Source organism: Bradyrhizobium sp. USDA 4449 (assembly GCF_054056275.1).
The window spans coordinates 3,024,122-3,049,904 of record NZ_JBSRYD010000001.1 but is presented as its reverse complement, the minus strand read 5'-3'; the positions used below and the strand labels follow the sequence as shown (position 1 = coordinate 3,049,904).

General features: G+C 63.6%; 25 protein-coding genes. 12 read left to right on the top strand and 13 right to left on the bottom strand.

Going from position 1 to position 25,783, the window contains the following annotated elements:
* The first annotated feature begins 15 nt into the window (after positions 1–15).
* From ACVIIW_RS14465 to ACVIIW_RS14455, 3 genes are all read left to right on the top strand, one after another.
* Positions 16–1,359 (top strand): ABC transporter substrate-binding protein, encoded by a 1,344-nt coding sequence (locus ACVIIW_RS14465; RefSeq protein WP_456701365.1) that lies wholly within the window; start codon positions 16–18, stop codon positions 1,357–1,359.
* Between the two features lie 137 nt (positions 1,360–1,496).
* Positions 1,497–2,453: a carbohydrate ABC transporter permease gene (locus tag ACVIIW_RS14460; protein WP_456701364.1), complete on the top strand. Its 957-nt coding sequence runs from the start codon at positions 1,497–1,499 to the stop codon at positions 2,451–2,453.
* The gene (locus tag ACVIIW_RS14455; protein ID WP_092227225.1) at positions 2,446–3,348 is read left to right on the top strand and encodes a carbohydrate ABC transporter permease; all 903 of its coding nucleotides are present in this window, start codon (positions 2,446–2,448) and stop codon (positions 3,346–3,348) included. The genes ACVIIW_RS14460 and ACVIIW_RS14455 overlap by 8 nt, the downstream gene beginning before the upstream one ends.
* 55 nt (positions 3,349–3,403) lie before the next feature.
* Here the strand turns inward: ACVIIW_RS14455 and ACVIIW_RS14450 are convergent, their stop codons facing one another.
* The gene (locus ACVIIW_RS14450) at positions 3,404–5,089 is read right to left on the bottom strand and encodes a mucoidy inhibitor MuiA family protein (RefSeq protein ID WP_456701363.1); all 1,686 of its coding nucleotides are present in this window, start codon (positions 5,087–5,089) and stop codon (positions 3,404–3,406) included.
* 187 nt (positions 5,090–5,276) lie between these two features.
* Entirely contained in the window at positions 5,277–5,897 is a 621-nt protein-coding gene (locus ACVIIW_RS14445; RefSeq protein WP_456701362.1) for a response regulator transcription factor, read from the bottom strand.
* A 201-nt stretch (positions 5,898–6,098) separates the two neighbouring features.
* Here ACVIIW_RS14445 and ACVIIW_RS14440 point away from each other — a divergent pair, with 201 nt between their 5' ends.
* A complete protein-coding gene (locus tag ACVIIW_RS14440; protein ID WP_456701361.1) occupies positions 6,099–7,136 on the top strand; it encodes an AraC family transcriptional regulator in 1,038 nt (345 codons plus the stop codon).
* Here the strand turns inward: ACVIIW_RS14440 and ACVIIW_RS14435 are convergent.
* From ACVIIW_RS14435 to ACVIIW_RS14425, 3 genes are all read right to left on the bottom strand, one after another.
* A complete protein-coding gene (locus ACVIIW_RS14435) occupies positions 7,133–7,411 on the bottom strand; it encodes a hypothetical protein (RefSeq protein WP_456701360.1) in 279 nt (92 codons plus the stop codon). The genes ACVIIW_RS14440 and ACVIIW_RS14435 overlap by 4 nt on opposite strands.
* Before the next feature lie 190 nt (positions 7,412–7,601).
* On the bottom strand, positions 7,602–8,252 hold the full coding sequence (locus ACVIIW_RS14430; RefSeq protein WP_456701359.1) for a CoA transferase subunit B: 651 nt from the start codon (positions 8,250–8,252) through the stop codon (positions 7,602–7,604).
* Between the two features lie 10 nt (positions 8,253–8,262).
* On the bottom strand, positions 8,263–8,970 hold the full coding sequence (locus ACVIIW_RS14425; protein ID WP_456701358.1) for a CoA transferase subunit A: 708 nt from the start codon (positions 8,968–8,970) through the stop codon (positions 8,263–8,265).
* 286 nt (positions 8,971–9,256) lie between these two features.
* Between ACVIIW_RS14425 and ACVIIW_RS14420 the strand changes: the two genes are divergently transcribed.
* The 4 genes from ACVIIW_RS14420 to ACVIIW_RS14405 all read left to right on the top strand — a co-directional run bounded on the left by ACVIIW_RS14420 (position 9,257) and on the right by ACVIIW_RS14405 (position 14,574).
* Positions 9,257–11,146 carry an AsmA family protein gene (locus tag ACVIIW_RS14420; protein WP_456705154.1) on the top strand — a complete coding sequence of 630 codons (1,890 nt, stop codon included), beginning with the start codon at positions 9,257–9,259 and terminating at the stop codon, positions 11,144–11,146.
* A gap of 208 nt (positions 11,147–11,354) precedes the next feature.
* Positions 11,355–12,740, top strand: coding sequence for an ABC transporter substrate-binding protein (locus ACVIIW_RS14415; protein ID WP_456701357.1), 1,386 nt, complete (start codon positions 11,355–11,357; stop codon positions 12,738–12,740).
* Positions 12,741–12,838: 98 nt separating this feature from the next.
* Positions 12,839–13,711, top strand: a complete 873-nt coding sequence (locus ACVIIW_RS14410) for a carbohydrate ABC transporter permease (protein WP_456701356.1) — start codon at positions 12,839–12,841, stop codon at positions 13,709–13,711.
* Complete coding sequence (locus ACVIIW_RS14405; RefSeq protein ID WP_456701355.1) at positions 13,708–14,574, top strand: carbohydrate ABC transporter permease; 867 nt, start codon at positions 13,708–13,710, stop codon at positions 14,572–14,574. The genes ACVIIW_RS14410 and ACVIIW_RS14405 overlap by 4 nt, the downstream gene beginning before the upstream one ends.
* Here the strand turns inward: ACVIIW_RS14405 and ACVIIW_RS14400 are convergent.
* The 6 genes from ACVIIW_RS14400 to ACVIIW_RS14375 are packed head-to-tail and all read right to left on the bottom strand — an operon-like array spanning position 14,571 to position 22,222.
* On the bottom strand, positions 14,571–15,068 hold the full coding sequence (locus tag ACVIIW_RS14400; protein WP_456701354.1) for a DUF6622 family protein: 498 nt from the start codon (positions 15,066–15,068) through the stop codon (positions 14,571–14,573). The genes ACVIIW_RS14405 and ACVIIW_RS14400 overlap by 4 nt on opposite strands.
* A 16-nt stretch (positions 15,069–15,084) precedes the next feature.
* The gene (locus tag ACVIIW_RS14395) at positions 15,085–15,897 is read right to left on the bottom strand and encodes an ABC transporter permease (protein WP_456701353.1); all 813 of its coding nucleotides are present in this window, start codon (positions 15,895–15,897) and stop codon (positions 15,085–15,087) included.
* A 1-nt stretch (position 15,898) separates the two neighbouring features.
* Entirely contained in the window at positions 15,899–16,810 is a 912-nt protein-coding gene (locus tag ACVIIW_RS14390; protein ID WP_456701352.1) for an ABC transporter permease, read from the bottom strand.
* The gene (locus tag ACVIIW_RS14385) at positions 16,807–17,976 is read right to left on the bottom strand and encodes an ABC transporter ATP-binding protein (protein ID WP_456701351.1); all 1,170 of its coding nucleotides are present in this window, start codon (positions 17,974–17,976) and stop codon (positions 16,807–16,809) included. Before ACVIIW_RS14385 ends, ACVIIW_RS14390 begins: the two co-directional genes overlap by 4 nt.
* A 52-nt stretch (positions 17,977–18,028) precedes the next feature.
* Positions 18,029–19,498, bottom strand: coding sequence for a glycerol-3-phosphate dehydrogenase (locus tag ACVIIW_RS14380; protein ID WP_456701350.1), 1,470 nt, complete (start codon positions 19,496–19,498; stop codon positions 18,029–18,031).
* 39 nt (positions 19,499–19,537) lie between these two features.
* Positions 19,538–22,222, bottom strand: a complete 2,685-nt coding sequence (locus ACVIIW_RS14375; protein ID WP_456701349.1) for a sensor domain-containing protein — start codon at positions 22,220–22,222, stop codon at positions 19,538–19,540.
* Between the two features lie 205 nt (positions 22,223–22,427).
* Between ACVIIW_RS14375 and ACVIIW_RS14370 the strand changes: the two genes are divergently transcribed.
* Positions 22,428–23,531, top strand: a complete 1,104-nt coding sequence (locus ACVIIW_RS14370) for an NAD(P)/FAD-dependent oxidoreductase (protein WP_456701348.1) — start codon at positions 22,428–22,430, stop codon at positions 23,529–23,531.
* 188 nt (positions 23,532–23,719) lie between these two features.
* On the opposite strand, the gene ACVIIW_RS14365 is transcribed toward ACVIIW_RS14370, so the two are convergent.
* Positions 23,720–23,902, bottom strand: a complete 183-nt coding sequence (locus tag ACVIIW_RS14365) for a YdcH family protein (protein ID WP_092227209.1) — start codon at positions 23,900–23,902, stop codon at positions 23,720–23,722.
* A 328-nt stretch (positions 23,903–24,230) separates the two neighbouring features.
* Here ACVIIW_RS14365 and ACVIIW_RS14360 point away from each other — a divergent pair, with 328 nt between their 5' ends.
* From ACVIIW_RS14360 to ACVIIW_RS14350, 3 genes are all read left to right on the top strand, one after another.
* Positions 24,231–24,437 carry a YdcH family protein gene (locus ACVIIW_RS14360; protein ID WP_092227208.1) on the top strand — a complete coding sequence of 69 codons (207 nt, stop codon included), beginning with the start codon at positions 24,231–24,233 and terminating at the stop codon, positions 24,435–24,437.
* Positions 24,438–24,559: 122 nt separating this feature from the next.
* Positions 24,560–24,766 carry a hypothetical protein gene (locus tag ACVIIW_RS14355; RefSeq protein WP_456701347.1) on the top strand — a complete coding sequence of 69 codons (207 nt, stop codon included), beginning with the start codon at positions 24,560–24,562 and terminating at the stop codon, positions 24,764–24,766.
* 29 nt (positions 24,767–24,795) lie between these two features.
* On the top strand, positions 24,796–25,047 hold the full coding sequence (locus ACVIIW_RS14350; protein ID WP_092227206.1) for a hypothetical protein: 252 nt from the start codon (positions 24,796–24,798) through the stop codon (positions 25,045–25,047).
* A 1-nt stretch (position 25,048) separates the two neighbouring features.
* Here ACVIIW_RS14350 and ACVIIW_RS14345 read toward each other — a convergent pair whose 3' ends face one another.
* The gene (locus ACVIIW_RS14345) at positions 25,049–25,756 is read right to left on the bottom strand and encodes a GGDEF domain-containing protein (RefSeq protein ID WP_456701346.1); all 708 of its coding nucleotides are present in this window, start codon (positions 25,754–25,756) and stop codon (positions 25,049–25,051) included.
* Between the last annotated feature and the right edge of the window lie 27 nt (positions 25,757–25,783).

Here is a 25,783-nt window from a genome sequence, read left to right as displayed (position 1 = left end):
CACAGGGAGGAACGGATGAGGAACGACATCACACGTCGTGATGCCTTGGCGTTGGGCCTGTCCGCTGCGGCTGTAGCGGCATCAGGCGCGCCGGCGAATGCTCAATCGACGATCAAGGCAGCGGACGTCCCTGCCCCGAAACTGCCGATCGAGAAGGGCGCGACGCTTCGCATGCTGCGGCCAGTGCGCTTCGTCCAGGCCGACGAAGACGTGTTCCGCGCCAATACGGCCAAGTTCACCAAGGACACCGGGGTCGAGGTCAAGGTCGATTTCGTCGGCTGGGAGGACATCAACCAGCAGACCGCGGTCACCGCCAATTCCGGCGCCGGCCCCGACATCATCATCGGCTTCTCCGATGCGCCGCACATCTATATCGACAAGCTGATCGAGCTGACCGATGTCGCCGACTATGTCGGCAAGCGTTACGGCGGCTGGCTGCCGCTGGCCCAGCGCTACGGCAAGAAGAACAAGAGCGACACCTGGATCGGGTTGCCCTTCGGCGCGAGCGGGGGTCCCCTGATTTACCGCAAGTCGATCCTGCAATCAGTCGGGTTCGACAAGGTGCCGGAGGATCATGCCGGCATCCTCGACCTGTGCCAGAAGCTGCAGAAGGCCGGCAAGCCGGCGGGTTTTGCGCTCGGCAATGCCAGGGGCGATGGCACCGGCTTCGCGAACTGGGCGCTGTGGTCGCACAATGCGGCACTGCTGGACGAAGAGGGCGGCGTCACCATCAACAGCAAGGAGACGATCGCCGCTCTGAACTGGGTCAAGCAGCTCTACCCGACCTTCATCGCCGGCACGACATCGTGGAACGACGTCAGCAACAACCGTGCCTATTCCGCCCAGGAGATCGCACTGACCGCCAACGGCGTCTCGCTGTACTTCTCCCTCAAGAACGATCCGGCGACCAAGGCGATCGCCGACGACAGCGAGCATCAGCTGCTGCCGAAGGGCCTGGCCAAGGTCTCACCGATGGATGGCCTCACACTCAATGCGATGGTCTTCAAGCACAGCCAGTATCCCAACGCGGCAAAGGCCCTCCTGCAATACATGCTGGAAAAGGACCAGTACGAGCCGTGGCTTAACGCCAACTCAGGCTACTGGGCCCAGCCGCTGGCGGCCTATGCGGATTCTGCAGTGTGGTCTGGCGATCCCAAGGTGAAGATCTTCAAGGACACGATGAACAGCACCTATTACAGCGGTTACAAGGGGCCAATCTCGACCGCGAGCGGAGCCGTCACCGCGGACTATGTGCTGATCCAGATGTTCGCATCCGTGGCAACCGGCGCGGCCACGCCGGAAGCGGCGGCCGCCGAAGCCGAGCAGCGCTGCAAGCGGTACTTCCGGCGACAGAGGTAACTGCCGACGACGAGCAACCGTCATTGCGAGGAACGAAGCGACGAAGCAATCCAGACTGTAACCGCGGAGACAGACTGGATTGCTTCGCTTCGCTCGCAATGACGATGCGGTGACACTTCAGACAAGACGACGCCCCGATGTCCGTTACCACCCTCTCCTCCCCTGCACTGGGCAAGCGGCAACCGAACTGGCTCGTGCGCCTGTTCGACTACAAGCCGTTCCTGATCGTGATGTGTCTCGCGCCTGCGATCGGACTGCTCGCGGTGTTTCTGACCTATCCGCTCGGGCTCGGCATCTGGCTCGCCTTTACCGACACCACGATCGGCCAGAAGGGCATCTTCGTCGGCCTCGACAATTTCCAGTATCTGCTCAGCGATCCGCTGTGGTGGAACGCGGTGTTCTACAGCGTGGTCTACACCGGTATCGCGACCTTCGGGAAGTTTGCGCTCGGCTTCTGGCTCGCGCTGCTGCTCAACAACCATTTTCCGTTCAAGAGCGTGCTGCGCGCGATCATCCTGCTGCCCTGGATCGTGCCGACGGTGCTGTCGGCCCTGGCGTTCTGGTGGATCTACGATCCGCAATTCTCGATCATCTCCTACCTGCTGGTCGACGTGCTGCATTGGCGCGGCAGCAATATCGACTTCCTCGGCTCGCCGTGGCCGGCGCGGTTCTCGCTGATCGCCGCCAACATCTGGCGCGGCATTCCGTTCGTGGCGATCTCGCTGCTGGCGGGACTGCAGACCATCTCGCCCTCGCTCTACGAGGCTGCGATGCTCGACGGCGCCAGTTCCTGGCAGCGTTTCCGCTACATCACCTTCCCGATGATGATGCCGATCCTTGCGATCGTCATGACCTTCTCGATCATCTTCACCTTCACCGACTTCCAGCTGGTCTACGCAATCACCCGGGGCGGTCCCGGCAACTCGACGCATTTGCTGGCCACACTCGCGTTCCAGCGCGGCATCGCCGGCGGCGAGCTCGGCGAAGGCGCGGCCATCGCGGTGTCGATGATCCCCTTCCTGGTGTTCGCGACGCTGTTTTCCTATTTCGGCCTGGCGCGCCGCAAATGGCAGCAGGGAGAGGCCAATGACTGACACCGTCGCGCAACGCGCCGCCGTCGCTGACGCCAAAGCCGCACCCGACACCATGGCGTGGGATTCCGGGCTGCGCCGACTGATGATGATCTATCTGCCGCTCGGCTGCTTCGTCCTGATCCTGCTGTTTCCGTTCTACTGGATGGCGATCACTTCGTTCAAGCCGAACGCGGAGCTGCTGAACTACCGGGAGCATAATCCGTTCTGGATCTCCTCCCCGACGCTGGCGCATATCAAGCACCTGCTGTTCGACACGTCCTATCCGCGCTGGCTGTGGACGACGATGCTGGTGGCGATCGGGGCGACCACGCTGTCGCTGGTCGCGAGCACGCTTGCCGCCTACGCCATCGAGCGCCTGCGCTTCCGCGGCAGCGCTTATGTCGGGCTCGGCATCTATCTCGCTTACCTCGTGCCGCCGTCGATCCTGTTCATCCCTCTCGCCACGGTGGTGGTGCAGTTCGGCCTGTTCGACTCGCCGCTGGCCCTGATCCTGGTCTACCCGACTTTCCTGGTGCCGTTCTGCACCTGGCTGCTGATCGGCTATTTCAAGTCGATACCGTACGAGCTCGAGGAATGCGCGCTGGTCGACGGCGCGACGCGGCTGCAGATACTGCGGCGGATCACGCTGCCGCTCGCGGTGCCGGGCCTGATCTCGGCTGGCATCTTTTCTTTCACGCTATCCTGGAACGAGTTCATCTACGCGCTCGCCTTCATCCAGAGCGGCGCCAACAAGACGGTGCCGGTCGCGATCCTGACCGAGCTCGTCACCGGCGACGTCTACCAATGGGGCGCGCTGATGGCGGGCTCGCTGCTCGGCTCGCTGCCGGTCGCGATCTTCTACTCGCTGTTCGTGGACTACTACGTGTCTTCGCTCACCGGCGCGGTGAAGGAATAGCCTGCGCTCCCGTCCACCTCTCCCCGTTCCTCCGGGGCGAGGTGAAGAAGCGCGCTCAACCCGACGGGACGAGCACCACGTTCTTGTCCTTCGGCCAGCGGACGCGCCAGGCGAAGTTGATGTCGCGGACCTCGCCGGGCTTGGCGTCGAACGACCATTCCAGCACGCCGCGCTTGTCGCGGATATCCTTTGCCGTGGGCGGCGTGGTCGCGGGCAGCATCTCGACGACGATGTCCTCGTTCTCGCTGACCGGCAGCTGGTCCTCGATCGCGACGTGGATCGGGAAGTCGTGGCCGTTGCGGACAGTGGTCTTGAACGCGCGCTCGTCGGTTTTCGAGGTCGTGACCAGGAGGCCGGCCGAGCCCTCGTTGCGCCTGAGCACCGCGCGTTCGATCTTGACCTTGTCGTCGGCGCCGAAGCCGAGCCGGACGACGTCGTCCCTGGCCGATGCCGAGAGCTTGCCGCGGCCGACGAAGATGCCGTCGCGGTAGATCGCGACCTTGCCAGGCAACAACGCGGTGTCTTCGGTCGGCCTGAAGCTGGCTTCGAGGAAGGCGGTGGGGTCCTGCACCGGTGCGGCGCGTACCGCGAGATCAGCAGGCACGCTCATCGAGGCGATGCGCAGGCTCTTCGCGCCCTCGGCAGCACCAAGACTGACGCGGCCGGGAATCTTGAAGGTGGCCTGGAAATCGCCGATCTCGGCAATGGCTTGCTGTTCATCGGCACGCTGGGCCGGCAGATCAAATTCCTCCCTGCTTCGTGCCGCCTCCATCTTTCGCGATGCCGGCGCAGATGCAGGCGCCGGCATGGCCGTATCCGCGGCCGAGCCCAGCGCGCGCGGCTTCGGCAGTTGCGGATATTGCGCGACCAGCGAGCCCAGCTCTGGCGCGCTGCCAGCACGGGCGATACGGACCGTGGAAACGCCGAGCGCAACATTCGACCAGTCCTCGCCGGTCGATTGCGTGACCTCGGCGCGGCGGACCAGCTCGAGCTGCGGCTTGCGGTCCTTGGCGCCGGTGTCGAGCCGGGCATCGTAAAGCGGAATCCAACGCGCATTGCGCACGGCGTAAGTCACCCGCAGCGTCGCCTTGGTCGCAGCTACGGAGGCGACATCGATGCGAACTTCGAGCTTGCTCGGCGGCTTGGCCGAACGATCGGCTTCGAGTTGCGCGATCTGGCGATCGATCTCGCGCTGCTTTCGCGCGGCATCACGGATCGTGGTGTCTGCGGCCGCGACTTCGTCAGCCACGGCGGTAAAGGCCGCACGCCATTCGGTGATCGGGCGCGCCTCGCCCTTGTCGCCGAGACCGGCGGGAGAGGCTTCGGCGAAGCGTTGCGCGAATTTGCGCCGGGCTGTGGCCGCATCGATCGCGCCTTGCAGATCCGCGCGCTCGTCCTTCAGCGCCTCGATGCGCTTGTCGAGCTCGGGGACATTGACCGGCGGCGCCGCGCGCGGCGGCCGCGCATCGACGGTACCGATGGTGAGCTTCGCGCCGGCCTCACCTTCGACGCGGAGCGAGGACGGATCGAGCGAGAGAGGAAAATCCTTCGCGACCAGCGTCGAGTCGCCGGACGCGAGGTCGATCGCGATCACGCGGGTGACGGTGGCACCGTCGGGATAGACGGTGACGGTGTCGATGGCCGATGTGGCGTCCACATCGGCAGCCCATGAGGGCGAGGCGAGCGCGGTGGCCATCAGAACCAGGCTCGTCGTCGTCAGACATTTTGCGATCGTGCGCATCCAATTTCTCCCTGCCGATGTCGTCGCGCAGCCAACTGGGCGCGCGAAAACACGCCGCGCCATCGTGGTAAGACGCGGCAGCGAAGGAACCGGTTCGATTGGGGTTTCCGTTGGGCGCAGCTGCGGCAGCATGATGGCCGCGGAACGCGTCATCACGCCGCGCCACAACTCGCTTGGACATTAACTTTCAGACCTTGGTGGGCGAACCCTGGCCGAAGATGCGGCGAAGCAGATCGGTCACGTTCTTGGCGCCGGCCTTCTTCAAGATGCTGGCGCGATAGCCCTCGACCGTGCGTGCGCTCAGATGCATGCGCCGGGCGACCTCCTTGTTGGTCAGGCCGGCGGCCAGATGCGCCAGCACGTCGCCTTCGCGCGCGGTCAGGGGTTCGCAATCGGGCGGCCAGCGTCGCCGGTTTGAATCCGGCTGCACGGATTCGTCGATCGCGGCATCGATCCGATCGACCACCTCGTGGGTGCGAAACGGCTTCTCGATGAAATCGGCTGCACCGCTCTTGATGGCATCGACCGCCATCGCGATGCTGCCGTTCGCCGACGTCACCAGCACCGGCGCCATGCAATTTTCCTCGCGCAGGCGCTTGAGCACATCGAGCGCGGAGCGATCCGGCGGCATCTCGAGCACAACGCAGGCCGGCATCCGCGCCTTGGCTTCCGACAACAGCGATGCGCCGTCGGCAAAGCAGATCACGTTATAGGCGCTTCGCTGGAGCGCGTCGGACAATTGTTCGCGGGAGGCGGCGTCGGTTTCGATGACGAATACCTCACCCTTGGAAAACATATTCCCCGGCATAATCCCGATCCAGCAATGTCTTGGTCAAATGAAGCGAGACGGCCGAGGGCTTCATCGCGCCCCGCCGTCATCCGCACCGCATTCGCGCCGGTGCTTCGCTTTCCCCTATGTATGTTCCAGCCCATTCTCGGATTTGACGGATCGGGACAGAAACTTTACATTTCGGGACATCTGCGGGAATGGCTGACAGGAACGTGTCGCATGACCGACCTCATTCGCAGCGCAGGGTTGAGCTATTACCCGGACGTCGCCCGGTCGGTCGGGCTCGACCCCAAATACATGATGCGCAAGGCCAGGCTGCCGCTGGCCGTTCTCGACAAGCCGGATACCCCGATCGCCGTCGCAAGTCTGCGTCGCCTGCTCGAAATGTCGGCAGAAGCCTCCGGTGCTGAAGATTTCGGCCTGCGGCTCGCTGAGCACGGCGGACTGACCAATTTCGGCGCAGTCGGCCTGATCGTACGCGAACAGGCCACCGTCGGCGAGGCCATCGAAGCTTTCTCCCGCTTCATCCATGTCCACCACGACGGCATGAAGCTCGACGTCGCCAGGGACAAGCAGACCGTGACGCTGACGCTGCATCTGCGCGGCCGGCAGCCGACCGCGCCGCGGCAGTCGATCGACATGGCGCTCGGCAGCATCCATCGCATCATCCGGTCGTTGTTCAGCAGCGACTGGCGGCCGCTGGAGGTGCGCCTGCATTATCCGCCGCCGCGCGATCGCAAGCGTTACCACGAGTTTTTCGGCGGCCGCGTGATCTTCAACGCGGAGGAGGATGCGATCCTGCTGTCGGCGCACGACATGGAGCGGCGGATTCCGAGCGCGCATCCCCTGATCGCGAGCTATCTGCGCAAGCGGATCGAGGCGATCGAAAGCCGGCCGGCAAGTTGGGAGGAGAAGGTCGACGAGGTCGTGCGCATCCTGCTCGCGAGCGGCGACTGCACCGTCGAGCGCGTGGCTGAGCATCTCGCCTGCACCCGCCGCACCATCCACCGTCACCTCGCAGAAGCCGGCACCAGCTTCTCCGCGATTCTCGAGGCGCAGCGCGCCGATCTCGTGACCCAGCTGATCGAGGATCCCGACCGGCCGCTGGCTGACATCGCCGCACAGCTCGGCTTCTCTGCCCAGAGCGCCATGGCCCGCTGGTTCCGCAGCCACTTCGCTTGCACGATCACGGAATGGCGCAAGGGCATGCGGCCGCGGGCCAGGCCGGCCGACGTGCCGTCAACCTCCGCGGCCTAGCTGTGGTCTCTCAGGAGGTTGTCCATCTGGTCTGAACCGAGGAAGCTGAGGTTGCGAAGCTTCAGTGTTCCAGGGAGAGACCAGATGAACGTCCACAAGAATGCGCCTTTGACGCCCAAAGGTCGAGAGGCGATGGTGCGAAGCGTGGTCGCGAAACCAACCTCTTCAATCGCGCGCCAGGCCAAAATCCCGGTGTTCGCCGCAGGCACGGCGCACAGCGCCGCGACCGGCTTTCCGTCAATCTCCGCGACCAGGAACTGCGAGACGTGCCACATCGATATCGCGCGCGCCGTGGCAAGGCGCGCGATGAAATCGAGGCAATTGGGTTCAGGCCAGCCGAGCGCAATGTCGAATCAGCCGCGCGACCGGTAGCCGCGCATCGATGACAGGATAATTCTTGCGATGAAATCGGCGTCTTGCGGACGCGCAGACCGTATCGTCATGCGCGCCCCCTTCGCGAAGACCTTACGTGTTCTTCAACGCGACGCGGAATTCGGCTTCGGTCTTGGCCTTGACCTCGTCGAGCGTGACGCCGTCGGCGAGCTCGATCAGGGCCATGCCACCGTCGCCGTGCTTGTCGATGGTGAAGACCGCGAGATCGGTGACGACCATGTCGACGACGCGCTCGCCGGTCAGCGGCAGACTGCACTTCTTCAGGAGTTTGGGGCCGTCCTTCGCGGAATGCTCCATCACCACGACGACGCGCTTGACGCCGGCGACGAGGTCCATCGCGCCGCCCATGCCCTTGACCATCTTGCCCGGGATCATCCAGTTGGCGAGATCGCCGTTCTGGGCCACCTGCATGGCGCCGAGGATCGACAGATCCATGTGGCCGCCGCGGATCATGCCGAAGGAATCCGCGCTCGAGAAATAGGAGGTCGAGGGCAGCTCGCTCACGGTCTGCTTGCCGGCATTGATCAGATCGGCATCCTCTTCGCCCTCATAGGGGAACGGGCCCATGCCGAGCATGCCGTTCTCGCTCTGCAGGCTGACGTCGACGCCTTCAGGGATGTAGTTCGAGACCAGCGTCGGGATGCCGATGCCGAGATTGACGTAGTAGCCGTCACGCAATTCCTTCGCGGCGCGCGCAGCCATCTGTTCACGGGTCCAGGCCATGTGACTCTCCTTAGGCGGCAGTACGCGGGCGGGTGTTGCGGAATTCGATGCGCTTCTTGGCCGTGCCGACCTCGACGATGCGCTTCACGAAAATGCCGGGCGTATGGATGTGATCGGGATTGAGTTCACCGGCCGGAACCAGATGCTCGACCTCGGCCACGGTGACCTTGGCCGCGGTCGCCATCATCGGGTTGAAGTTGCGCGCGGTCTTGCGATAGATCAGGTTGCCGGCGGTGTCGCCCTTCCAGGCGTGCACGATGGCGAGGTCGGCGAACAGGCCGCGCTCCATCAGATACTTCTCGCCGTCGAACTCCTTCACCTCCTTGCCTTCGGCGATCAGCGTGCCGACGCCCGTCTTGGTGTAGAAGGCCGGGATGCCGGCGCCGCCGGCGCGAATGCGCTCGGCCAGCGTGCCCTGCGGATTGAATTCGAGCTCCAGCTCGCCGGCCAGGAATTGCTGGGCGAACAGCTTGTTCTCGCCGACATAGGACGAGATCATCTTCTTGATCTGGCGGGTCTCCAGCAGGCGGCTGAGCCCGATGCCGTCGACGCCGGCATTGTTCGAGACCACAGTCAGACCCTTGACGCCGGAGTCGCGGATCGCATCCGACAGCGACTCGGCGATGCCGCAGAGGCCGAAGCCGCCCGACATGATCATCATGTTGTCCTTGAGAACACCCTCGAGCGCCGACTTGGCGTCGGGATAGACCTTATTCATGCAAAAACCCTCGACTGAAATCTGCGGCAGGCGTCGCGCCTTGTCGGCGGCGATTATTAGGCGAATTCCTCCAAAGCCGTCAATGATACGGGGTTCTCCATTCCGAGGGCCGGTGCTAGAAGCTGCCCACGCCGTGGGCAGGCCCGTCCCCGGCCTTGAAAGCGACAAGAAAACCCATCAAGTTGCGGGACTTAACATAACAGGCATTGGGCGTGGCGACGCGCAGGTTTCCCGACCCCGCCCTTCTGGCTCCAACGTCCAACCCGATCAGGACACGCCATTGACCATGGCCCAAGGAATGAAGCGCCTCGGGACGCCGATCGCGGCGCTGCTCGGCGTCGTGCTGATCGCGCTGATCGCGACCTCCTGGCTCATCAACCGCGATGCGCTGCGCAAGGCCGTGGAAGCACAGATCCGCGACGTCACCGGACTCGAGCTCAGCGTGGCGGGCAACATCGACATCTCGGTGCTGCCGGCGAGCTACATCTCATTCCATGACGTCGGCCTCAAGGGTGGCGGCACCAGCGACCCTGCGCTCCATGTCGACGTGCTCACGGCCAATCTCAGGCTTTTGCCGCTGCTGCTGCAACGGTTCGAGATCGCCGACCTGACGCTACTGCGGCCACACATCCATGTCAGCCTGAAGCCGGATGGCGAGAGCAATTGGACCCCCTTCATCCAGACCATCGCGCGGACGATGAAGCCCGGCGCCGACAACCCCGTGTCGTTTTCCGAGATCCGCATCCAGGACGGCGTGCTCGACTACGAGGACGTGGCGACGAACGCCACCGAGAAACTCGAGGACATCGACCTGTCGCTGGCGTGGCCTTCGATCTCGCGCTCCTTTGCCGCAACCGGGCAGTTCGACTGGCGCGGCGAGCGCGTCGACGGCTCGATCAGCTTCGCCGATTTCGTCGCGGCCCTCTCCGGCGATCGCTCGGGCCTGAAGGCGCGGATCGCCAGCGCGCCGCTCAAGCTCGCTTTCGACGGCAGCGTCGCCAACCGCACCAGCCCGATGATGGAAGGCACGCTCACCATCGACAGCCCGTCCTTGCGCAACGCGCTGCGCTGGACCGGCCAGCCGCAGCCAGGCAGCGGCGGCTTCGGCCGCTTCGCGCTGAAGGCGCGTGCCAATGTCGTCGGCGCCTCCATCGCGCTGACCAACGTCAATGTCGAGCTCGACGGCAACACCGCCGAGGGCGTGATCACCTATGCCAATAACGGCCGGCAGACGCTGCAAGCGACGCTTGCCGCCGACGCGCTCGACCTGACGCCCTATATCTCCACCTTCCGCCTGCTCGCGAGCGGCGCGCGCGACTGGAACAGGCAGCTGTTCGATCTCAACGGATTGTCGAGCACCGACCTCGACATGCGCCTGTCGGCAGCCAGGCTGACGGTCGGTCCTTCGAAGCTCGGCCGCACCGCGATCGGTGCCAATTTGCGCAACGGCACGCTGGCGCTCTCGGTCGGCGAGGCTCAGGTCTATGGCGGTATCGCCAAGGGCTCGTTCGGCATCTCGCGCGCCGATACGGTCGCCGACATCAAGGCGCAACTCCAGTTCACTGACGTCGACCTCCAGGCCTGCGCCTCCGAATTGTTCGGCGTCAACAAGCTGTCCGGCCGCGGCAACATCAACGTGTCGCTCGTCGCCTCGGGCTCGAGCCCGTTCGGCCTGGTGCAGTCGCTCGACGGCACCGCCACCGTGACAGGCCATGACGGCGCGATCGCGGGCTTCAATGCCGAGCAGCTGCTGAAGCGGCTCGAGCGCCGGCCGCTGTCGGGCGGCGGCAATTTTCGCAACGGCTCGACGCCCTACGACAATCTCACCATCGCGGTGAAATTCGCTGATGGGATAGCCACCGCCGAGGACATCCGCATCGAAGGGCCGGCCGCGAAGATCACGCTGACAGGCACCGCATCAGTGCCGACGCGCGAATACGACATGAAGGGTGTGGCGAGCCTCAATACAACCTCTGGCTTCCAACTCCCGTTCATGGTGCAGGGTCCCTGGGACGACCCGCTGATCTTCCCGGATCCGGAAGCCCTGATCCGCCAGTCGCCCGCGGCGTCTCCTTTCCTCGACCTGCTGAAACAGCGCATCACCGGCGGAAAGGGACAGGCTCCGGAGGGATCGCCGACGGCGGAAAACGCCAAAGAAGGCGCCAAATCAAACTGAGGTATCCAACTGGGGATCGAGTCCGCCGATCACGCGAATTGATCGGGGCGAATTGATGCGGCGATTGGATCGATGCGCGCGTTAAGCATCTCCGAGCGCCCGATACACCTCGACCTATGTCTGACAACATGCCGCTAGATCGGATAGCGGCCATGGGCTAGTGTTTTATCCGACCGGTTAAAACACCGGCGGCTTGAGGGAGAAAAACGTGAAATCCAAGGTTATTGGCGCAATCTCAATCGCGGTCGCTGCAGCTGGGCTGTTTGCAGCCGCTGCACCCGCATTTGCGCAGCAAAAGACGATTACGGTCTGGTGGAGCAAGGGCTTCTATCGCTCCGAAGACGACGCGCTGATCGAGACGATCAAGAAGTTCGAAGCCAAGACCGGCATCAAGGTCGAATTGTCGCAGTACGCGATCCAGGACATGATTCCGAAGACGGTCGCAGCACTCGATGCCGGCACCGTGCCTGATGTCGCCTATTCCGATTCCTACGACGTGCAGGCGCAGGGCAAGTGGGCCTACGAGGGCAAGCTCGAGGATCTCACCGACGTCATGGATCCGATCAAGGACCGGTTCGTCCAGAATACGCTGGAGGCCTCGATCCTCTATAACGACGTGGCCAAGAAGAAGGCTTATTACGGCTTCCCGCTGAAGCAGCAGAGCATGCACGTCCAGATCTGGAACGACATGCTGGAGAAGGCCGGCTTCAAGCAGAGCGACATCCCGAATGATTGGAACGGCTACTGGTCGTTCTGGTGCGACAAGGTGCAGCCTGCGATCCGCAAGGCCACCGGCCAGCGCATCTATGCCGTCGGCCAGCCGATGGGCGTCGAATCCACCGACGCATTCCAGTCGTTCTACACCTTCATGGACGCCTATCACGTCAAGCTGGTCGACGATGACGGCAAGCTCACGGTCGACGATCCCAACGTCCGCGAGAACCTGATCAAGGCGATGAAGGACTACACCGATACCTACATCAAGGGCTGCACCCCGCCGTCCTCGACGACCTGGAAGGATCCGGACAACAACGTCGCCTTCCACAACAAGACGATCGTGATGACCCACAATTTCACGATCTCGATCGCGGCGAAGTGGTACGAGGACTCGCAGAACCAGGCCCTCACGCAGGAACAGCGCGACGCCGGCAAGAAGGCCTATGAGCAGGACATCATCACCGCGTCGTTCCCGAAGGCCCCCGATGGTTCGACCATCCGCTACCGCTCCGACGTCAAGACCGGGCTGATCTTCACCGCGGCCAAGAACAAGCCCGAGGCCAAGCAGTTCATCAGCTTCCTGCTCCAGGAAGAGAATGTCCGTCCCTACATCGAAGGCGCGCTCGGCCGCTGGTTCCCGGTGACGAAGGAAAGCCAGGAAAGCCCGTTCTGGCAGGCTGACAAGCACCGCCGGGCCGTGTACGCGCAGTTCAAGGGCGGCACCGCGCCGTTCGACTTCACCAAGAACTGGAAGTTCACCATCCTCAACAACGAGAACGTGTGGGCGAAGGCCATGAACCGGATCGTGAGCGAGAAGGTCCCGGTCGACAAGGCCGTCGACGAGCTGATCGCCCGCGTCAAGCAGGTTGCAGGCTAGTTGCTCTTTTCTTCCTCTCCCCGCTGGTGCGGGGAGAGGTGAAACGCTAATACCGGCCGCCTCGTGCGGCCGGAAGTCCTTTCAAAGAGTCCCGAAGAATGGCGATTACGCTCTCTGGCGATCAGGCGATCCCCGCTCCACCCCTGTCGGCGCGGCTGACCACGGCGCAGGTCTGGGGCATCGTCCTGCTCGTGCCCTATCTGCTCGTTTTCCTCGCCTTCGTGGTTTATCCCGTCTGCTACGGGCTGTGGCTGGCGCGGTCTCCGTCGAACTACGTCGCGCTCTACAACGACCCGATCTTCGCGCGCGCCGCGGTCAACACGCTGATCTTCCTGGTCATCGGCATCAACATCAAGATGCTGATCGCGCTGTTCCTGTCCGGCTTCTTCGCGCAGCAGCGCACCTGGATCAAATGGCTCTCCGTGATCTTCATCCTGCCCTGGGCGGTGCCGTCGATCCCGACCATCCTGTCGGTGCGCTTCATGCTCAACCCCGAATGGGGCGTGATCAACCACCTCATCTTCTCTTTCACCGGCGATGACGGCCCGAACTGGCTGAACGACCCGACGGTGGCGCTGACCATGGCGATCGCCGTGCACATCTGGAAGTCGCTGCCGTTCTGGACGCTCATCCTGATCACCGGCCGCCTTGCGATCGCGCAGGACCTGTTCGAGGCCGCCGAAGTCGACGGCGCCAACTGGTGGCAGAAATTCCGCTTCATTACCTGGCCGTCGATGCAGACGCTCTACGTCACCTGCACGCTGCTCTCGATGATCTGGACGCTCGGCGATTTCAACAGCGTCTATCTGCTCACCGGCGGCGGCCCCGCCGACCTCACGCACGTGCTGTCGACGCTCGGCATTCGCTATCTGCGGCTCGACCAGCTCTCGCTCGCGATGGCCTCCATCGTCTGCGCGATGCCGTTCGTCCTGCCGCTCGTGTACTTCATGATGAAACGGTTGTCGCGATGAAGCTTCCTGGCGTAAGCGAGTTTTCCTGGCGCGACGTCGCGACCGAAGCGCGATTGCTGTTGATCGGAATTCCCGTCTTCCTGTGGACGATGATTCCGATCTATCACATGTTCCTGTTCGCGATTTCCCCGAAGGAAGACGCGTTCTCGGGCAAGCTGTGGCCGGATCATCCGACCCTCCACAATTTCGAGATCGTGTTCAAGCAGCAGCATTACTTCCTGCGCGACTTCTACGTACAGTTCTGGAATTCGCTGGTGATCGCCGCCGCGGTCGGCGTGATGACGCTGGTCGTCGCGACGGCCGCGGCGTTCTCGATCTCGCGGCTGAAGGTGCCGGGCGGACGCATGGTGTTGAATCTCGCGCTCTTCACCTACTTCATTCCGGCGGCGTTCCTCGCCGTGCCGATGTACCGCACCATGGGCAATTACGGCCTGCTCAACAATCGCTGGTCGCTGATCCTGGCGATGGTGACGATCGCCAGCCCTTACGCGATCTGGGTGCTGAAGCAGGCCTCCGACAAGCTGCCGGTCGAGCTCGACGAGGCCGCGGTGATGGACGGCGCCACGACGCTGCAGATCTTCCGTCTGGTTTATTTGCCGCTGATGATGCCCTCGCTGGTCGCGATCGGCACCTATGCGGTGCTGCTCGCCTGGAACGAATATCTCTATGCGTTCCTGCTGCTGTCGAACGACCAGGACATCACGCTTCCCGTCGCACTCGGCAACTTCCTCGCCGCCGACGACTCGCCGTGGGAGCTGCTGATGACCACAGGCTTCATCTATGCGCTGCCGCCGGCCGCGGTCTATTACGCCTTCCGCCGCTACATGGTGGGCGGGCTCACGGCGGGTGCGGTGAAGTCCTAAAAATCTTCAACGCGCTTCCTGCGATACGCAATCAGCAGCGCGATCATCGAGCCGAAGAAATAGCCGGCGGTCGCGCCCGAAATGGCGCGGCCGACGATGATTGCGAGCGCTCGATCGCCTGCGTCGATGGCGGAGATCACGCTCACCGTATACTGCAGGGTGAACACGACGAGATTGCGAATCAGGGCGAATGCGCTGCCTGGGCGGATGATCTCTCCTGTCTTGTGATCGACATCGAAGGGGCGCGGCGTCAGCATGCCGAGCGGCAGCAGCATCAGCGCCGCGACGATCCAGGCGACAAGCGGCCATTGGCTGTCCTGATGTCCGAAACCGATCCTCGAAACGCCCCAGCCGATGAAAACGACCGGTACGATCAGCGCACGCCAGATCGGCGCCTTGCGCGGCCGCATCGACTTGATGCCCTGCCAAACCAGGTAAGCGAGCAGTATCCAGACCCAGGGCGGTGTATGGACCAGTATCTGATAGGCGAACATCTCGAACTATTCCCATCTAGAGAGGTGCCGCGCTTTCGCCCTGCGAGCTCGACAGTTTCGAAGCCAGCGAAGCCATGACAATCACGACTGCGATCAGGGCGATCACGAGCGTGCAGATCGCGTTGATCTCCGGCTTCACACCGAGGCGCACCTCGGAATAGATCCGGATCGGCAGGGTCGCCGTGCCCGGGCCCGTGGTGAAGCTCGCGATCACGAGATCGTCGAGCGAGAGCGTGAAGGCGAGCATCCATCCGGCGACGATCGCCGGGGTGATCAGCGGCAGCGTCACGGACAGGAAGGCATGGGCAGGGTCGCAACCGAGGTCCATTGCCGCCTCCTCCAGCGACCGATCGAGCGAGCCGAGGCGCGACTGTACGACGACGGCGACGAAGCACATCGTCAGCGTGGTATGGGCAATCGTCACCGTCCAGAAGCCGCGCTCCGCGTTCAGCGCCACGAACAGCAGCAGCAGCGACAAGCCCGTGATCACCTCCGGCATCACCAGCGGCGCATAGAGCATCCCGGAGAACAAGGTGCGGCCGCGAAAGCGCTCGCCACGCGAAAGCGCGATCGCGGCCAGCGTACCGATCAGCGTGGCGACGGTTGCGGACGCGACCGCCACGCGCAGGCTCATCCAGGCTGCCTCGATCATGGCGCGATCGGCAAAGAATTCGTGATACCAGCGCAGCGACCAGCCGCCCCACACCGTCACCAGCCGCGAGGCGTTGAAGGAATAGATCACGAGGATGAGGATCGGCAAATAGAGGAAGGCGAGGCCCAGCGCCAGCGACGCGATGTTGAAGCGGGACAGACGTGAGGACTTGCGCATCTCACCGCTCCTCCAACTGCCGGCGCTGCAGCCGCTCGTAGAGCAGCAGCGGCAAGAGCAGCACGAGGAGCAGCACGATCGCCGCAGCTGAGGCGACCGGCCAATCCTTGTTGGTGAAGAACTCCAGCCACAGCGTCTGGCCGATCATCAGCGAATTGGAGCCGGCGAGAAGATCCGGAATCACAAACTCGCCGACAACAGGGATGAAGCAAAGAAGAACGCCAGCGCCGACACCCGGCAGCGACAGCGGGAAAGTCACCAGCCAGAACACCTGCCAGGGCGGCGCGCCGAGATCGCCGGCCGCCTCCTCCAGCACCGGCTCCATCTTGGAAAGCGTGGCGTAGAGCGGCAGGATCATGAACGGCAAATAGGAATAGACGATGCCGATATACATCGCAGTGTCGGTGGACAGCCAGACGACCGGCTCGCCGACCAGGTGCAGCCCCAGCAGGATCCGATTGAGCAGGCCGTCATGCTGGAGGATGTTGATCCAGGCATAGATGCGGATCAGGAACGACGTCCAGAACGGCACGATCACCAGCACCATCGCCACGGCCTGCCAGCGCTTCGGCAGCCGCGCCATGCCATAGGCGATGGGGTAGCCAATCAACAGCAACAGTCCGGTCGCGGTGATGGCAACGGTCAAACTGCGCAGATAGGCGAACACATAGAGGTCGTCGGAAACGATCAGCTTGAAATTGTCGATCGACAACGCGGCAAAGGCTGCCCGGATCGCCGTCCAACCCGCCGTCAGGTCGAACACCGGCTCGTAAGGCGGCTGCGCGATCACCGTCTGCGACAGGCTGATCTTCAGCACGAAGCCGAACGGCACCAGGAAGAACAGCACCATCCAGACATAGGGCGCGATGGCGGCGAAGCGCGCCGGTCTCGCGAAAATCCGGCGCGCGCTCATGACGGCAGCACCACGCAATCGTCGGGCGTGAACCAGGCGACGACGCGCTGATGCAGGCTATAGGCATCGACATCGAGACGCGCAGTGTTGGCGACCGACGCCTGCAGCATTCCGCCGGTATCGAGCTTCACCTTGTAGATGGTGGTGCCGCCGAGATAACAGACATCGGCGATCACGCCGTCGAGGGCGTTGATCGCAGTTTCACGACCGGCCTCGCTCGCGGGGCCACGGCGCGACAGCTTGACCTTCTCGGGGCGGATCGCGACCGAGAATTTCACCTCGCCGACCGGCTGGCGCGGCTCGGCCACCACCAGCGTGCCCGCATCGTGTGTGCCGACGACGAGACGGTGACCGTCGCGCAAATTGGTCTCGGCGTCGAACAGATTGATGTCACCGACGAACTGCGCGATCCAGCGCGAGCGCGGCGCCTCGTAAAGTTCGCGCGGGGGCGCGACCTGGGCGAGCTTGCCTGATTTCATCACGCCGATCCGGCTGGCCATCGTCATCGCCTCTTCCTGGTCGTGGGTGACGATGATGAAGGTCATGCCGAGCCGCCGCTGCAGCTCCATCAGCTCGCCTTGGGTGCTCTCGCGCAGCTTCTTGTCCAGCGCCGCGAGCGGCTCGTCGAGCAGCAGCAATTGTGGCCGGCGCGCCAGCGCTCGGGCCAGAGCGACGCGCTGTCGTTGCCCGCCGGAGAGCTGGTCGGGCTTGCGCTTCTCCAGCCCCTCGAGCTTCACCAGCGCGACCATCTCAGCGACGCGCGCCGCGATATCGCCACGCGCCATGCCGCCGCGCTTGAGACCAAAGGCGATGTTGTCGCGGACCGAAAGATGCGGGAACAGCGCGTAATTCTGAAACATCATGTTGATGGGGCGCTCATGCGGCAGTGCCTGCGCGATATCCTTGCCGCCGAGCAGAATCCGCCCCTCGTCCGGCGCCTCGAAGCCGGCAAGCATGCGCAGCAACGTGGTCTTGCCGCATCCGCTCGGACCCAAAAGCGCAAAGAACTCCCCGGCCTTGATATCGAGCGATACGCCGTCGACCGCACGGAACGTCCCGAACGTCTTGGCCACGCCGTCGATGCGCAGCAGCGGCTCGCCCGCCGCCGGATGTGCGTCTCCAGCCGCACGGGCCGCGGCATCCATTCTCGGCAATTCGTCAGTCATGGTCCCTGCCAACCCCAATGCCGCCGCACGCTAGCGGCGGATCGGCCTTTGCTCAACCGGTTCGAGGCTGGTTCGTCATGAACGCAGCCAGCGCGTCACGGCCCGCCGCGGGCATGGTCAGGCCGAGCTTGGAGCGGCGCCACAGGATGTCCTCGGGGAAGCGCGCCCATTCGCGCCTCATGAGATAGCCCACCTCGGCGCCGGTCAGGTCGGGACCGAAGGCGGGGCCAAGCTCGTCACGGGTCTTCGCCTCGCCGAGCACATCAGCCAAGCGTGAGCCATAGGCCGCAACCAGGCGGCGGGCTTGCGGCTCATCCAGAAAGCGCCAGCGGTGGCGCGCGAGGTCGATCTCGGTCTCGAAACGATCCCAGGCGAAATCTCCGCCAGGCAAGGCCGCGCCCGAAGTCCAGGGCCGCGACATCGGATAGAACGGCGTCAAACGCGTCACCGCCCGCTCCGCGCGCAAGCGCGAGGTCGTGACATCGCCGCCGAACATCGTCAGCAGGGGTGCCTTGCGCCGGCGCGCGTGGAACAGCGTCGTGCCGTCACGTCGCCGCGCGGCCGCGGGCATCAAATTGACGCCGGAGACCGTGCGCACGACGTCGGTGGGAGCGACGCGCGCGCGGAAATAGCGGCTCGCGGCATCGCAGAGATAGCTGACGTCCGCGCTCGGCATCGCGACGATTGCGGGATCGCCGGTGAAATCGCGCGTGACCGTGCCGAGCAGCGTGAAATCGCGCTCGAACGGGCTGGCAAAGATCAGGCGTCCGTCATTATTCTGGAACACATAGACATTGTCGGATTCAAAGAGTTTTGGCACGACGATCTGGCTCATCTGCATGGCGGCCATGGGCGGTTGCGGCTGCCGCAGCACGGTTTCGGCGACCATCGACGTCCACCCGCCGGTGGCATTGGCCAGCGCACGCGCCGTGACCGCCCGGCGATGGCCGCGGTCGACCAAAACGAGCCGCCAGATGTCGGTCCTGTCCGCACGCACGCAGCGCGCACCGGTCAGGATCGCAGCGCCGCGTTCGGCCGCATCCAGCGCCGTGACCACCACCAGGCGGGAATCGTCAACGACGCAGTCGGCATACTCGAAGGCCATGCCGAACGGACGCCTGAGCGCGTTGCCGACCGGATGATGCGTGATGTCGAGGGTGGTCGATCGTGGCAGCCCACCACGGTTCGTCAGCGTGTCATAAACATAGAGTCCAGCCCGCAGCAGCCATGGCGGTCGCTCGTCGGAATGGGCGGGGATCACAAAATTCATCGGCCGCACCAGATGCGGCGCGATCCGCAGCCACGTCCGGCGCTCGACCAGTGCCCGGCGCACCCGCCAGAAGCCGCGCCGCTCCAGCACCGATAGATCGCCATGGATCAGTCGCGGTGTCGCCGACGAGGCCGCGCTGCCTAGATCGCCCTGCTCGATCAGGATCACCCGCAGGCCGCGGCCGGCGGCATCGCGCGCGAGGCTGACACCATTCAGGCCGCCGCCGATGATCGCAAGATCGTAATCCGCCATGAAACCGTGGAGAGGGAGCGAGTGTGCGCCCGCACACCACTAGCCGGTCTTGAGCGCAAGCTCCATAGCCTCGCCGCGGCCGACGAGATCGGCATATTTCCCGATCGGCAGCGGCTTCCCGAGCAGATAGCCCTGCACGCCGTCGCAACCTTCCCTGGCCAGGAAGGCGAGCTGGTCGATGGTCTCGACGCCTTCGGCGATGATCGACATTTCGAGGCCGTGGCCGAGATCGATCACGGCCCGGACGATCGCGGCCGACTGCGGATTGCGGCCGAGATTGATGATGAAGGCGCGATCGATCTTGATCTTGTCGAACGGGAACGCCTGGAGATAGCTCAGCGAGGAATAGCCGCTGCCGAAATCGTCCATCGAGATGCGCACCCCAAGCGCCTTCAGGCGGCGCAGCAGCGCGAGGCCGCGATCGAAATCCTCGATCAGCACGCCCTCGGTGATCTCGAGCTCGAGCCGGCCGGGCGCAAGGCCCGTCTCGATCAGGATCGAATGGACGAGCCCGACCACGTCGCCGTGCATGAACTGCGCCGGCGACAGGTTGACCGCAACCTGAAGCGGCTTCGGCCACGACGCCGCCTCGCGGCAGGCCTCGCGCAGGATCCATTCGCCCATCTCGACGATCAGACCGCTTTCCTCCGCGATGGGGATGAATTCGGCGGGCGAGACCTGGCCGCGTACCGGATGCTGCCAGCGCGCCAACGCCTCGAAGCCGATGATCTCGCTTTCGACGATGCTGTTGCGCGCGATGCCTTGCGGCTGGAAGGCCAGCGACAGCTCGCCGTTCTTGATCGCCATCGACAGGTCCTGGTGCAGCACGCGGCGGTCGCGGATCTGCTGGTCCATCTCGGGCTGGTAGAGGCTGATCGTGCCGCGCGATTTCTGCTTGGCCCGGAAAAGTGCGGCGCCGGCATTGGCGAGCAGCGAGGCACCGTCGGGGCCGTTGTGCGGAAACACCGACATGCCGGAGGTGATGCCGGCACGCACCGCGCGGCCGTCAATGTGGAACTCCGGCGCGAGCGCCTGGCCAAGCTGCTGCGCCAATGCGAGGCCCGCGTCAGGCTGCTTGCCGTCGATGATCAAACCAAATTCGTCGCCGGACAGACGCGCGACCAGGCCGCCGCGTGCCGCATCCTGGAGCCGCTGGGCCACCTCGACCAGCAGCTTGTCGCCAAGCGCATGGCCGAACACGTCGTTGACTTCCTTGAGGCCGTCGAGATCGACGCAAAGGACGGCGAATTCCTCGTCGGTCCCCTCGCAGGCCTCGATCATCTGGGTCAAGGCCTGAAGGAAGGCGGCGCGGTTCGGCAGGTCGGTGAGACCGTCATGGTAGGCCATGTGCGCCATGCGCGATTCGGTCTGCCTGCGGTTGGTGACGTCTTCGTGGGTTTTGATCAGGTATTGCGGCTCGCCGGAATCGTTGAGCACCGTGGCACGCCGGGTCAGGAACAGGCGCAGGCCGTCTTTGGTGGAGATCGGATGCTCCTCGGTAATCATCCCGCGCTTCTTGATCGCGGCCTCGTCGCGCGCGATGATCAGCTTGGCTTCCTTGGCATTGAAGATGTCGGAAGCAGTCAGGCCCGTGGCTTCCTCGCGCCTGCGATTGAGGATCGTCTCGGCGCTGCGGTTGGCGAGCAGGTAGCGGCCATCCCTGACCTGCTCGACGATCAGCGCGACCGGAATGTTGTCGACCACGAGCTCGAGGAACTTCTTGGTGCTCTCCAGCTCCATCGACAGCGATTGCCGATCGGTGATGTCCTCGAACACCAGCAGCAGGAATTCCGGCTTGTTGCTCTCGTTGCGGACCACGATCCGGATCGAGGCCACCTTGCGCGGGGCATGGTCGCGTTCGACCTCGACCTCGAACTCGTTGCGATATTGTCCCTCGGGGGCCAGCAGGGCAGCGCGGTCGGTCGCCTCGATGCTCTCGGCCGATTTTGGACCGAACAGCTCGCGCGCGTTCTTGCCGACGACGTGGTCGCGCGAAAAGCCCCAGAACCGCTCATAGGCCCTGTTGGCAAAGATGTAGCGACCGTCCTCGATGTTCTTCGCGGCCACGCAGGCCGGCACGTTGTCCAGCACCGTTTCGAGGAATTGCTTGGTCGAGGCGAGCTGCCGCGACAGCTTGCGTTGCTCGCTGACATCGAGATGGGTCGCCACCGATCCGCCATTGGGCAGGATGAAATATTTGACCAGGATGGCGCGGCCGTCAGGCAGTTCGGTGATGAGGCCGTTGGGGCTTGCCGCCTTCTCGTAGAAGTCCTCGTCGGAGATGCCAAGGACGCCGCGCTTGCGCCTGAGCTCGAGAATGTCGTAGCCGGTCATGCCGGTCCACAGGTCCGAGCGCGTCAGACCGTAGATGTCGAGATAGCGGTCATTGCAGAAGATGATGCGCCGCTGCGCATCCGTCATCACCACGCCCTGATTGAGATTGTTCATGGCGGAGGACACGAAGGCGTTGCGCCGCAACTGCGAACGCCTGCTTCGGCGCAGCGCCGAATGGATCCAGAGCGCGATCGCGACCAGGAACGCGCAGATGACAATGCCGCCGATGAGGGCTTCCCAGATCAGATTGGGGTCGAGATCGCCAAAATGGCTCGGCGGCGCGAAACTGTCCGCGAGGGCACGCGAAGGCGCCACCGCGCTGGTCAGGCACACGACGGCCTGCACAGCAATCGGAAGCATGCTGCCTTCCTGCCAGTTCTTCTCAGCCATCAGCCACCCGCGATTTCAACTGCGGATTGTCTGGCTTCAGCGGTTTGGATCGGGTAAACGCCTGTACGCCCAACAGAAAAATGTGACGCGAAATACGGCAATTGCCCTGACATGATAAATGTTTTCTTAACGGAAAATGCCCGCCCGGCGCGTTTCCCAGGCAATCCGACGTCGTCGGCACCCTCAGCAGGACTTCTGCATCACCATGGATAGGGTCGAGTGCGTCGTCATCGGAGCCGGCGTGATCGGGCTCGCGGTGGCCCGGAAGCTGGCCCAGGCCGGGCGCGAGGTGATCGTGCTCGAAGAAGCCGAGGCCATCGGCACCATCACCTCTTCACGCAACAGCGAGGTGATCCATGCCGGGATCTACTACCGTGCCGGAAGCTGGATGGCCCGCATGTGCGTCGCCGGCAAGCAAGCGCTCTATCGCTACTGCGGCGAGCGCGGTATCCCGCACAAGAATTGCGGCAAGCTGATCGTCGCGACCAATGCCAAGGAAACCGAGAAGCTGCAGTCGATCAAGGCCCATGCCGAGGCCAACGGCGTCCTCGACTTGCAGCTGCTATCGGGCGAGGCGGCGCGCGCGCTGGAGCCGGCGCTGGCCTGCGATGCCGCACTGCTCTCGCCATCGACCGGAATCATCGACAGCCATTCCTACATGCTCTCGCTGCGCGGCGAGGCCGAGGAAGCAGGCGCGGCCTTTGCGTTTCACACGCCGCTGATCCGCGCCAAGGCGGAGGCCGGAATGATCGAGATCGAAGCCGGCGGCGAAGCGCCGATGACGTTGCAATGCGGCCTGCTCGTGAACGCCGCCGGGCTCTCGGCGACATCAGTGGCGCGCCACATCGACGGCATGCCGGTCGATCGGATTCCGCCTGCTTATCTCGCCAAAGGAAATTACTTCAGCTGCAATGCGCGCGCACCGTTCTCGCATCTGATCTATCCGGTGCCCGAGCCCGGCGGGCTTGGCGTACATCTGACGCTGGACATGGCAGGACAGGCGCGCTTCGGCCCCGACGTCGAATGGATCGAGACGATCGACTATGAAGTCGATCCGTCGCGCGCCGAGCGCTTCTATCCGGCAATCCGCAAATATTGGCCGACGCTTCCCGATGGCGCGCTGATGCCGAGCTATTCGGGCATCCGCCCGAAGATCGTGCCGCCGGCGGTCGCTACGCAGGATTTCCTGATGCAGGGTCCGCGGGACCACGGGGTCGCAGGCCTGGTCAATCTGTTCGGCATCGAATCGCCGGGACTGACGTCGTCGCTCGCGATCGCGGACCACGTCGCCGAGCTGACGGACATCTAGGCTGACGGACATCTAGGGAGCATTTTCGAGCGAAGCGCGGACCGGGTCGCGTCACGAAAACGCGTCCAAACAAACAAGCTGCGCGACGATCATCGCGCAGCGCGCGCATCCTGCCGCAGGGATGAGCACAAACGCGCTGATCCCTGCGTGAAAGGATGCGATTAAGCTCTACACTGTTACAGGGGTTACTAGTGAAGCGTATCGCCAGTGTTCTTCAGACGTTCGATCTGGTCCTTGACCAGCAACTTCCGGCGCTTCAACTCAACAATTTGCAGGTCGTCTGTTGAAAGGTGCACGAGAGCCTCGTGCAATTCGTTCTCGAGAATTTTATGCTTCCGTTCCAATTCAACCAGATGTGCCTGAATTGTCATTCGAAACCTCCTCGGTAGGGGTGAACCTTGGATTCGATCCGGACGAGGGACTCTACATCACCGATTCGTTCTGTCGATGGGTATCCGTCGTCGCGCCGTCATTTTTGAAAATTCATATGTAACGAACCGTGAGTAAGGAACCACGAGACGAAAAATCCATGATATCAATGTGCTCGCGCGACACTGCTTCCGAATCGTTGAAATATCTTGAGATGGAGCGGTGCGTGGAGGTGCAGATCGCTTGCGATCACGCCGCGCAAGGACGATAATTTCCACAGGGCATCCACAGCCTTGATCTCAAGCCTATCGGTTTTCGGCCACCGCAGACATGACCCATGAAGACGAGCGTGAGCTCGAAACCGAGCTCACCCGGTTGCAGCAGGAACACCGAGATCTCGATGCGGCGATCGATGCACTGCATCAATCGCCCGCCCCCGACCTGTTGCGGTTACAGCGGTTGAAGAAGCGCAAGCTGTTGTTGCGCGACCGTATCGCCTTCATCGAAGACCAGATCACGCCGGACATCATCGCCTGATCCACAGCGGCTGCGGAAGTGCGGAGTCGAATCCGCTTGACTCAAAAAGAACAAAATAAGAACATTTGTCCCGGCCCCAATATGCCGGAAACACCCAAGGACAACCCGCAAGGACACCGCAGATGCCAGTCCCCGCCCCTCTCGACAACGGCCACTATGAACAAGCCTGTGATCAGGCGATCGCGATGTGCGACGGCAATCTGCGCAGCACCATCAAGGCGCTGATCATGGCCAACGAATATCTGGAAGCCGAACTGGAGGAATTGCAGGCAGCGATTTCGGCCGGCTGCATTCCGGAATCCTCGCGTAGCAGAAGCAGCGCGGCCTGAACCTCGAGGCGCACCATTGGAGCAACGCCATGTCTGATGTGACCTACTACGTTGCAATGCCGTTCCTGATTGATGCCGACGGATCGCCTGTCGCGGGCGCCGCCGAGGAATGCCAGAGCCCGACGGCCGCCTTACGGCGCGCAGAGGCTCTGGCGCACGGTCCCGGCCATATCGGCGCGGTCGCGTTCAGTCGCAGCGGCGATCCGATGACCGGTGAATTCGGTGACGCCACGCTGCTGCGCAAATTCGGCAACGTGCCGGAAGATCTCGCGACCCTTTAATTTAGCTGTTGACGAGCCTGATCCGCGGCTCGTGACGCCGGTGCGCCTTGCGCACATACATGGCGGCATCGGCCTCCTCCAGCGCGCGGGTGGCATCGGACTGCGCACCGAGCAGCGCGACACCGGCAGAAGCGCCGGCCATCACCTGCTGGCCACGAAAGGTGAATGACAAATCGTCGATCGCCTGTTCGAGGATAACAGCCTTCGCCTTCGCATCGGCCTCGCCGAGATTCCACAACAGCAGGGCAAACTCGTCGCCACCAAGGCGGCCGACCACGTCGGAGGCGCGGATCTGCCGGGTCAGCGTCGTGGCGATCGCCTTCAGCACCTCGTCGCCGGCGGCATGGCCGAAGGAATCGTTGATCGGCTTCAGCCGGTCGACGTCGAGCACGATCAGCGCGCCGCTGGCGCGGTAGCGCCTCATGTAGGCGACGGCGCGTTGGAGCTCGCGCTCAAAGCCGCGCCGGTTGGGAATATCGAGCAGGAAGTCGGTGTCGGCCGCAGCTTCGAGTTCGGCGACGCGGCGCAGCGCCTGCGTCAGCTTGATCCGCAGGCCGCGGATGGTCGCCTTGCTGATGTCCGCGCCGGCTGTGGCCGCGCGAGACGGCGCGGAGGGCCTGGCCCGCTTGGGAGCAGTTTTGGTTCGGCTCCCGCCGGTTTTCCGGCCCTTTTTGGCCTTCGCAGCGGTCGCCCTTTTTGGTTTCTTCATGGGCTTCCTGCTCAATGAAGGCTTGCG

Excerpts from the sequence above, each read along its gene's own strand:
- ACVIIW_RS14465 (WP_456701365.1), top strand. The coding sequence starts at position 16 with ATGAGGAACGACATCACACGTCGTGATGCCTTGGCGTTGGGCCTGTCC.
- ACVIIW_RS14460 (WP_456701364.1), top strand. The coding sequence starts at position 1,497 with ATGTCCGTTACCACCCTCTCCTCCCCTGCACTGGGCAAGCGGCAACCG.
- ACVIIW_RS14455 (WP_092227225.1), top strand. The coding sequence starts at position 2,446 with ATGACTGACACCGTCGCGCAACGCGCCGCCGTCGCTGACGCCAAAGCC.
- ACVIIW_RS14450 (WP_456701363.1), bottom strand. The coding sequence starts at position 5,089 with ATGCGCACGATCGCAAAATGTCTGACGACGACGAGCCTGGTTCTGATG.
- ACVIIW_RS14445 (WP_456701362.1), bottom strand. The coding sequence starts at position 5,897 with ATGCCGGGGAATATGTTTTCCAAGGGTGAGGTATTCGTCATCGAAACC.
- ACVIIW_RS14440 (WP_456701361.1), top strand. The coding sequence starts at position 6,099 with ATGACCGACCTCATTCGCAGCGCAGGGTTGAGCTATTACCCGGACGTC.
- ACVIIW_RS14435 (WP_456701360.1), bottom strand. The coding sequence starts at position 7,411 with ATGTGGCACGTCTCGCAGTTCCTGGTCGCGGAGATTGACGGAAAGCCG.
- ACVIIW_RS14430 (WP_456701359.1), bottom strand. The coding sequence starts at position 8,252 with ATGGCCTGGACCCGTGAACAGATGGCTGCGCGCGCCGCGAAGGAATTG.
- ACVIIW_RS14425 (WP_456701358.1), bottom strand. The coding sequence starts at position 8,970 with ATGAATAAGGTCTATCCCGACGCCAAGTCGGCGCTCGAGGGTGTTCTC.
- ACVIIW_RS14420 (WP_456705154.1), top strand. The coding sequence starts at position 9,257 with ATGGCCCAAGGAATGAAGCGCCTCGGGACGCCGATCGCGGCGCTGCTC.
- ACVIIW_RS14410 (WP_456701356.1), top strand. The coding sequence starts at position 12,839 with ATGGCGATTACGCTCTCTGGCGATCAGGCGATCCCCGCTCCACCCCTG.
- ACVIIW_RS14405 (WP_456701355.1), top strand. The coding sequence starts at position 13,708 with ATGAAGCTTCCTGGCGTAAGCGAGTTTTCCTGGCGCGACGTCGCGACC.
- ACVIIW_RS14400 (WP_456701354.1), bottom strand. The coding sequence starts at position 15,068 with ATGTTCGCCTATCAGATACTGGTCCATACACCGCCCTGGGTCTGGATA.
- ACVIIW_RS14395 (WP_456701353.1), bottom strand. The coding sequence starts at position 15,897 with ATGCGCAAGTCCTCACGTCTGTCCCGCTTCAACATCGCGTCGCTGGCG.
- ACVIIW_RS14390 (WP_456701352.1), bottom strand. The coding sequence starts at position 16,810 with ATGAGCGCGCGCCGGATTTTCGCGAGACCGGCGCGCTTCGCCGCCATC.
- ACVIIW_RS14385 (WP_456701351.1), bottom strand. The coding sequence starts at position 17,976 with ATGACTGACGAATTGCCGAGAATGGATGCCGCGGCCCGTGCGGCTGGA.
- ACVIIW_RS14380 (WP_456701350.1), bottom strand. The coding sequence starts at position 19,498 with ATGGCGGATTACGATCTTGCGATCATCGGCGGCGGCCTGAATGGTGTC.
- ACVIIW_RS14375 (WP_456701349.1), bottom strand. The coding sequence starts at position 22,222 with ATGGCTGAGAAGAACTGGCAGGAAGGCAGCATGCTTCCGATTGCTGTG.
- ACVIIW_RS14370 (WP_456701348.1), top strand. The coding sequence starts at position 22,428 with ATGGATAGGGTCGAGTGCGTCGTCATCGGAGCCGGCGTGATCGGGCTC.
- ACVIIW_RS14365 (WP_092227209.1), bottom strand. The coding sequence starts at position 23,902 with ATGACAATTCAGGCACATCTGGTTGAATTGGAACGGAAGCATAAAATT.
- ACVIIW_RS14360 (WP_092227208.1), top strand. The coding sequence starts at position 24,231 with ATGACCCATGAAGACGAGCGTGAGCTCGAAACCGAGCTCACCCGGTTG.
- ACVIIW_RS14355 (WP_456701347.1), top strand. The coding sequence starts at position 24,560 with ATGCCAGTCCCCGCCCCTCTCGACAACGGCCACTATGAACAAGCCTGT.
- ACVIIW_RS14350 (WP_092227206.1), top strand. The coding sequence starts at position 24,796 with ATGTCTGATGTGACCTACTACGTTGCAATGCCGTTCCTGATTGATGCC.
- ACVIIW_RS14345 (WP_456701346.1), bottom strand. The coding sequence starts at position 25,756 with ATGAAGAAACCAAAAAGGGCGACCGCTGCGAAGGCCAAAAAGGGCCGG.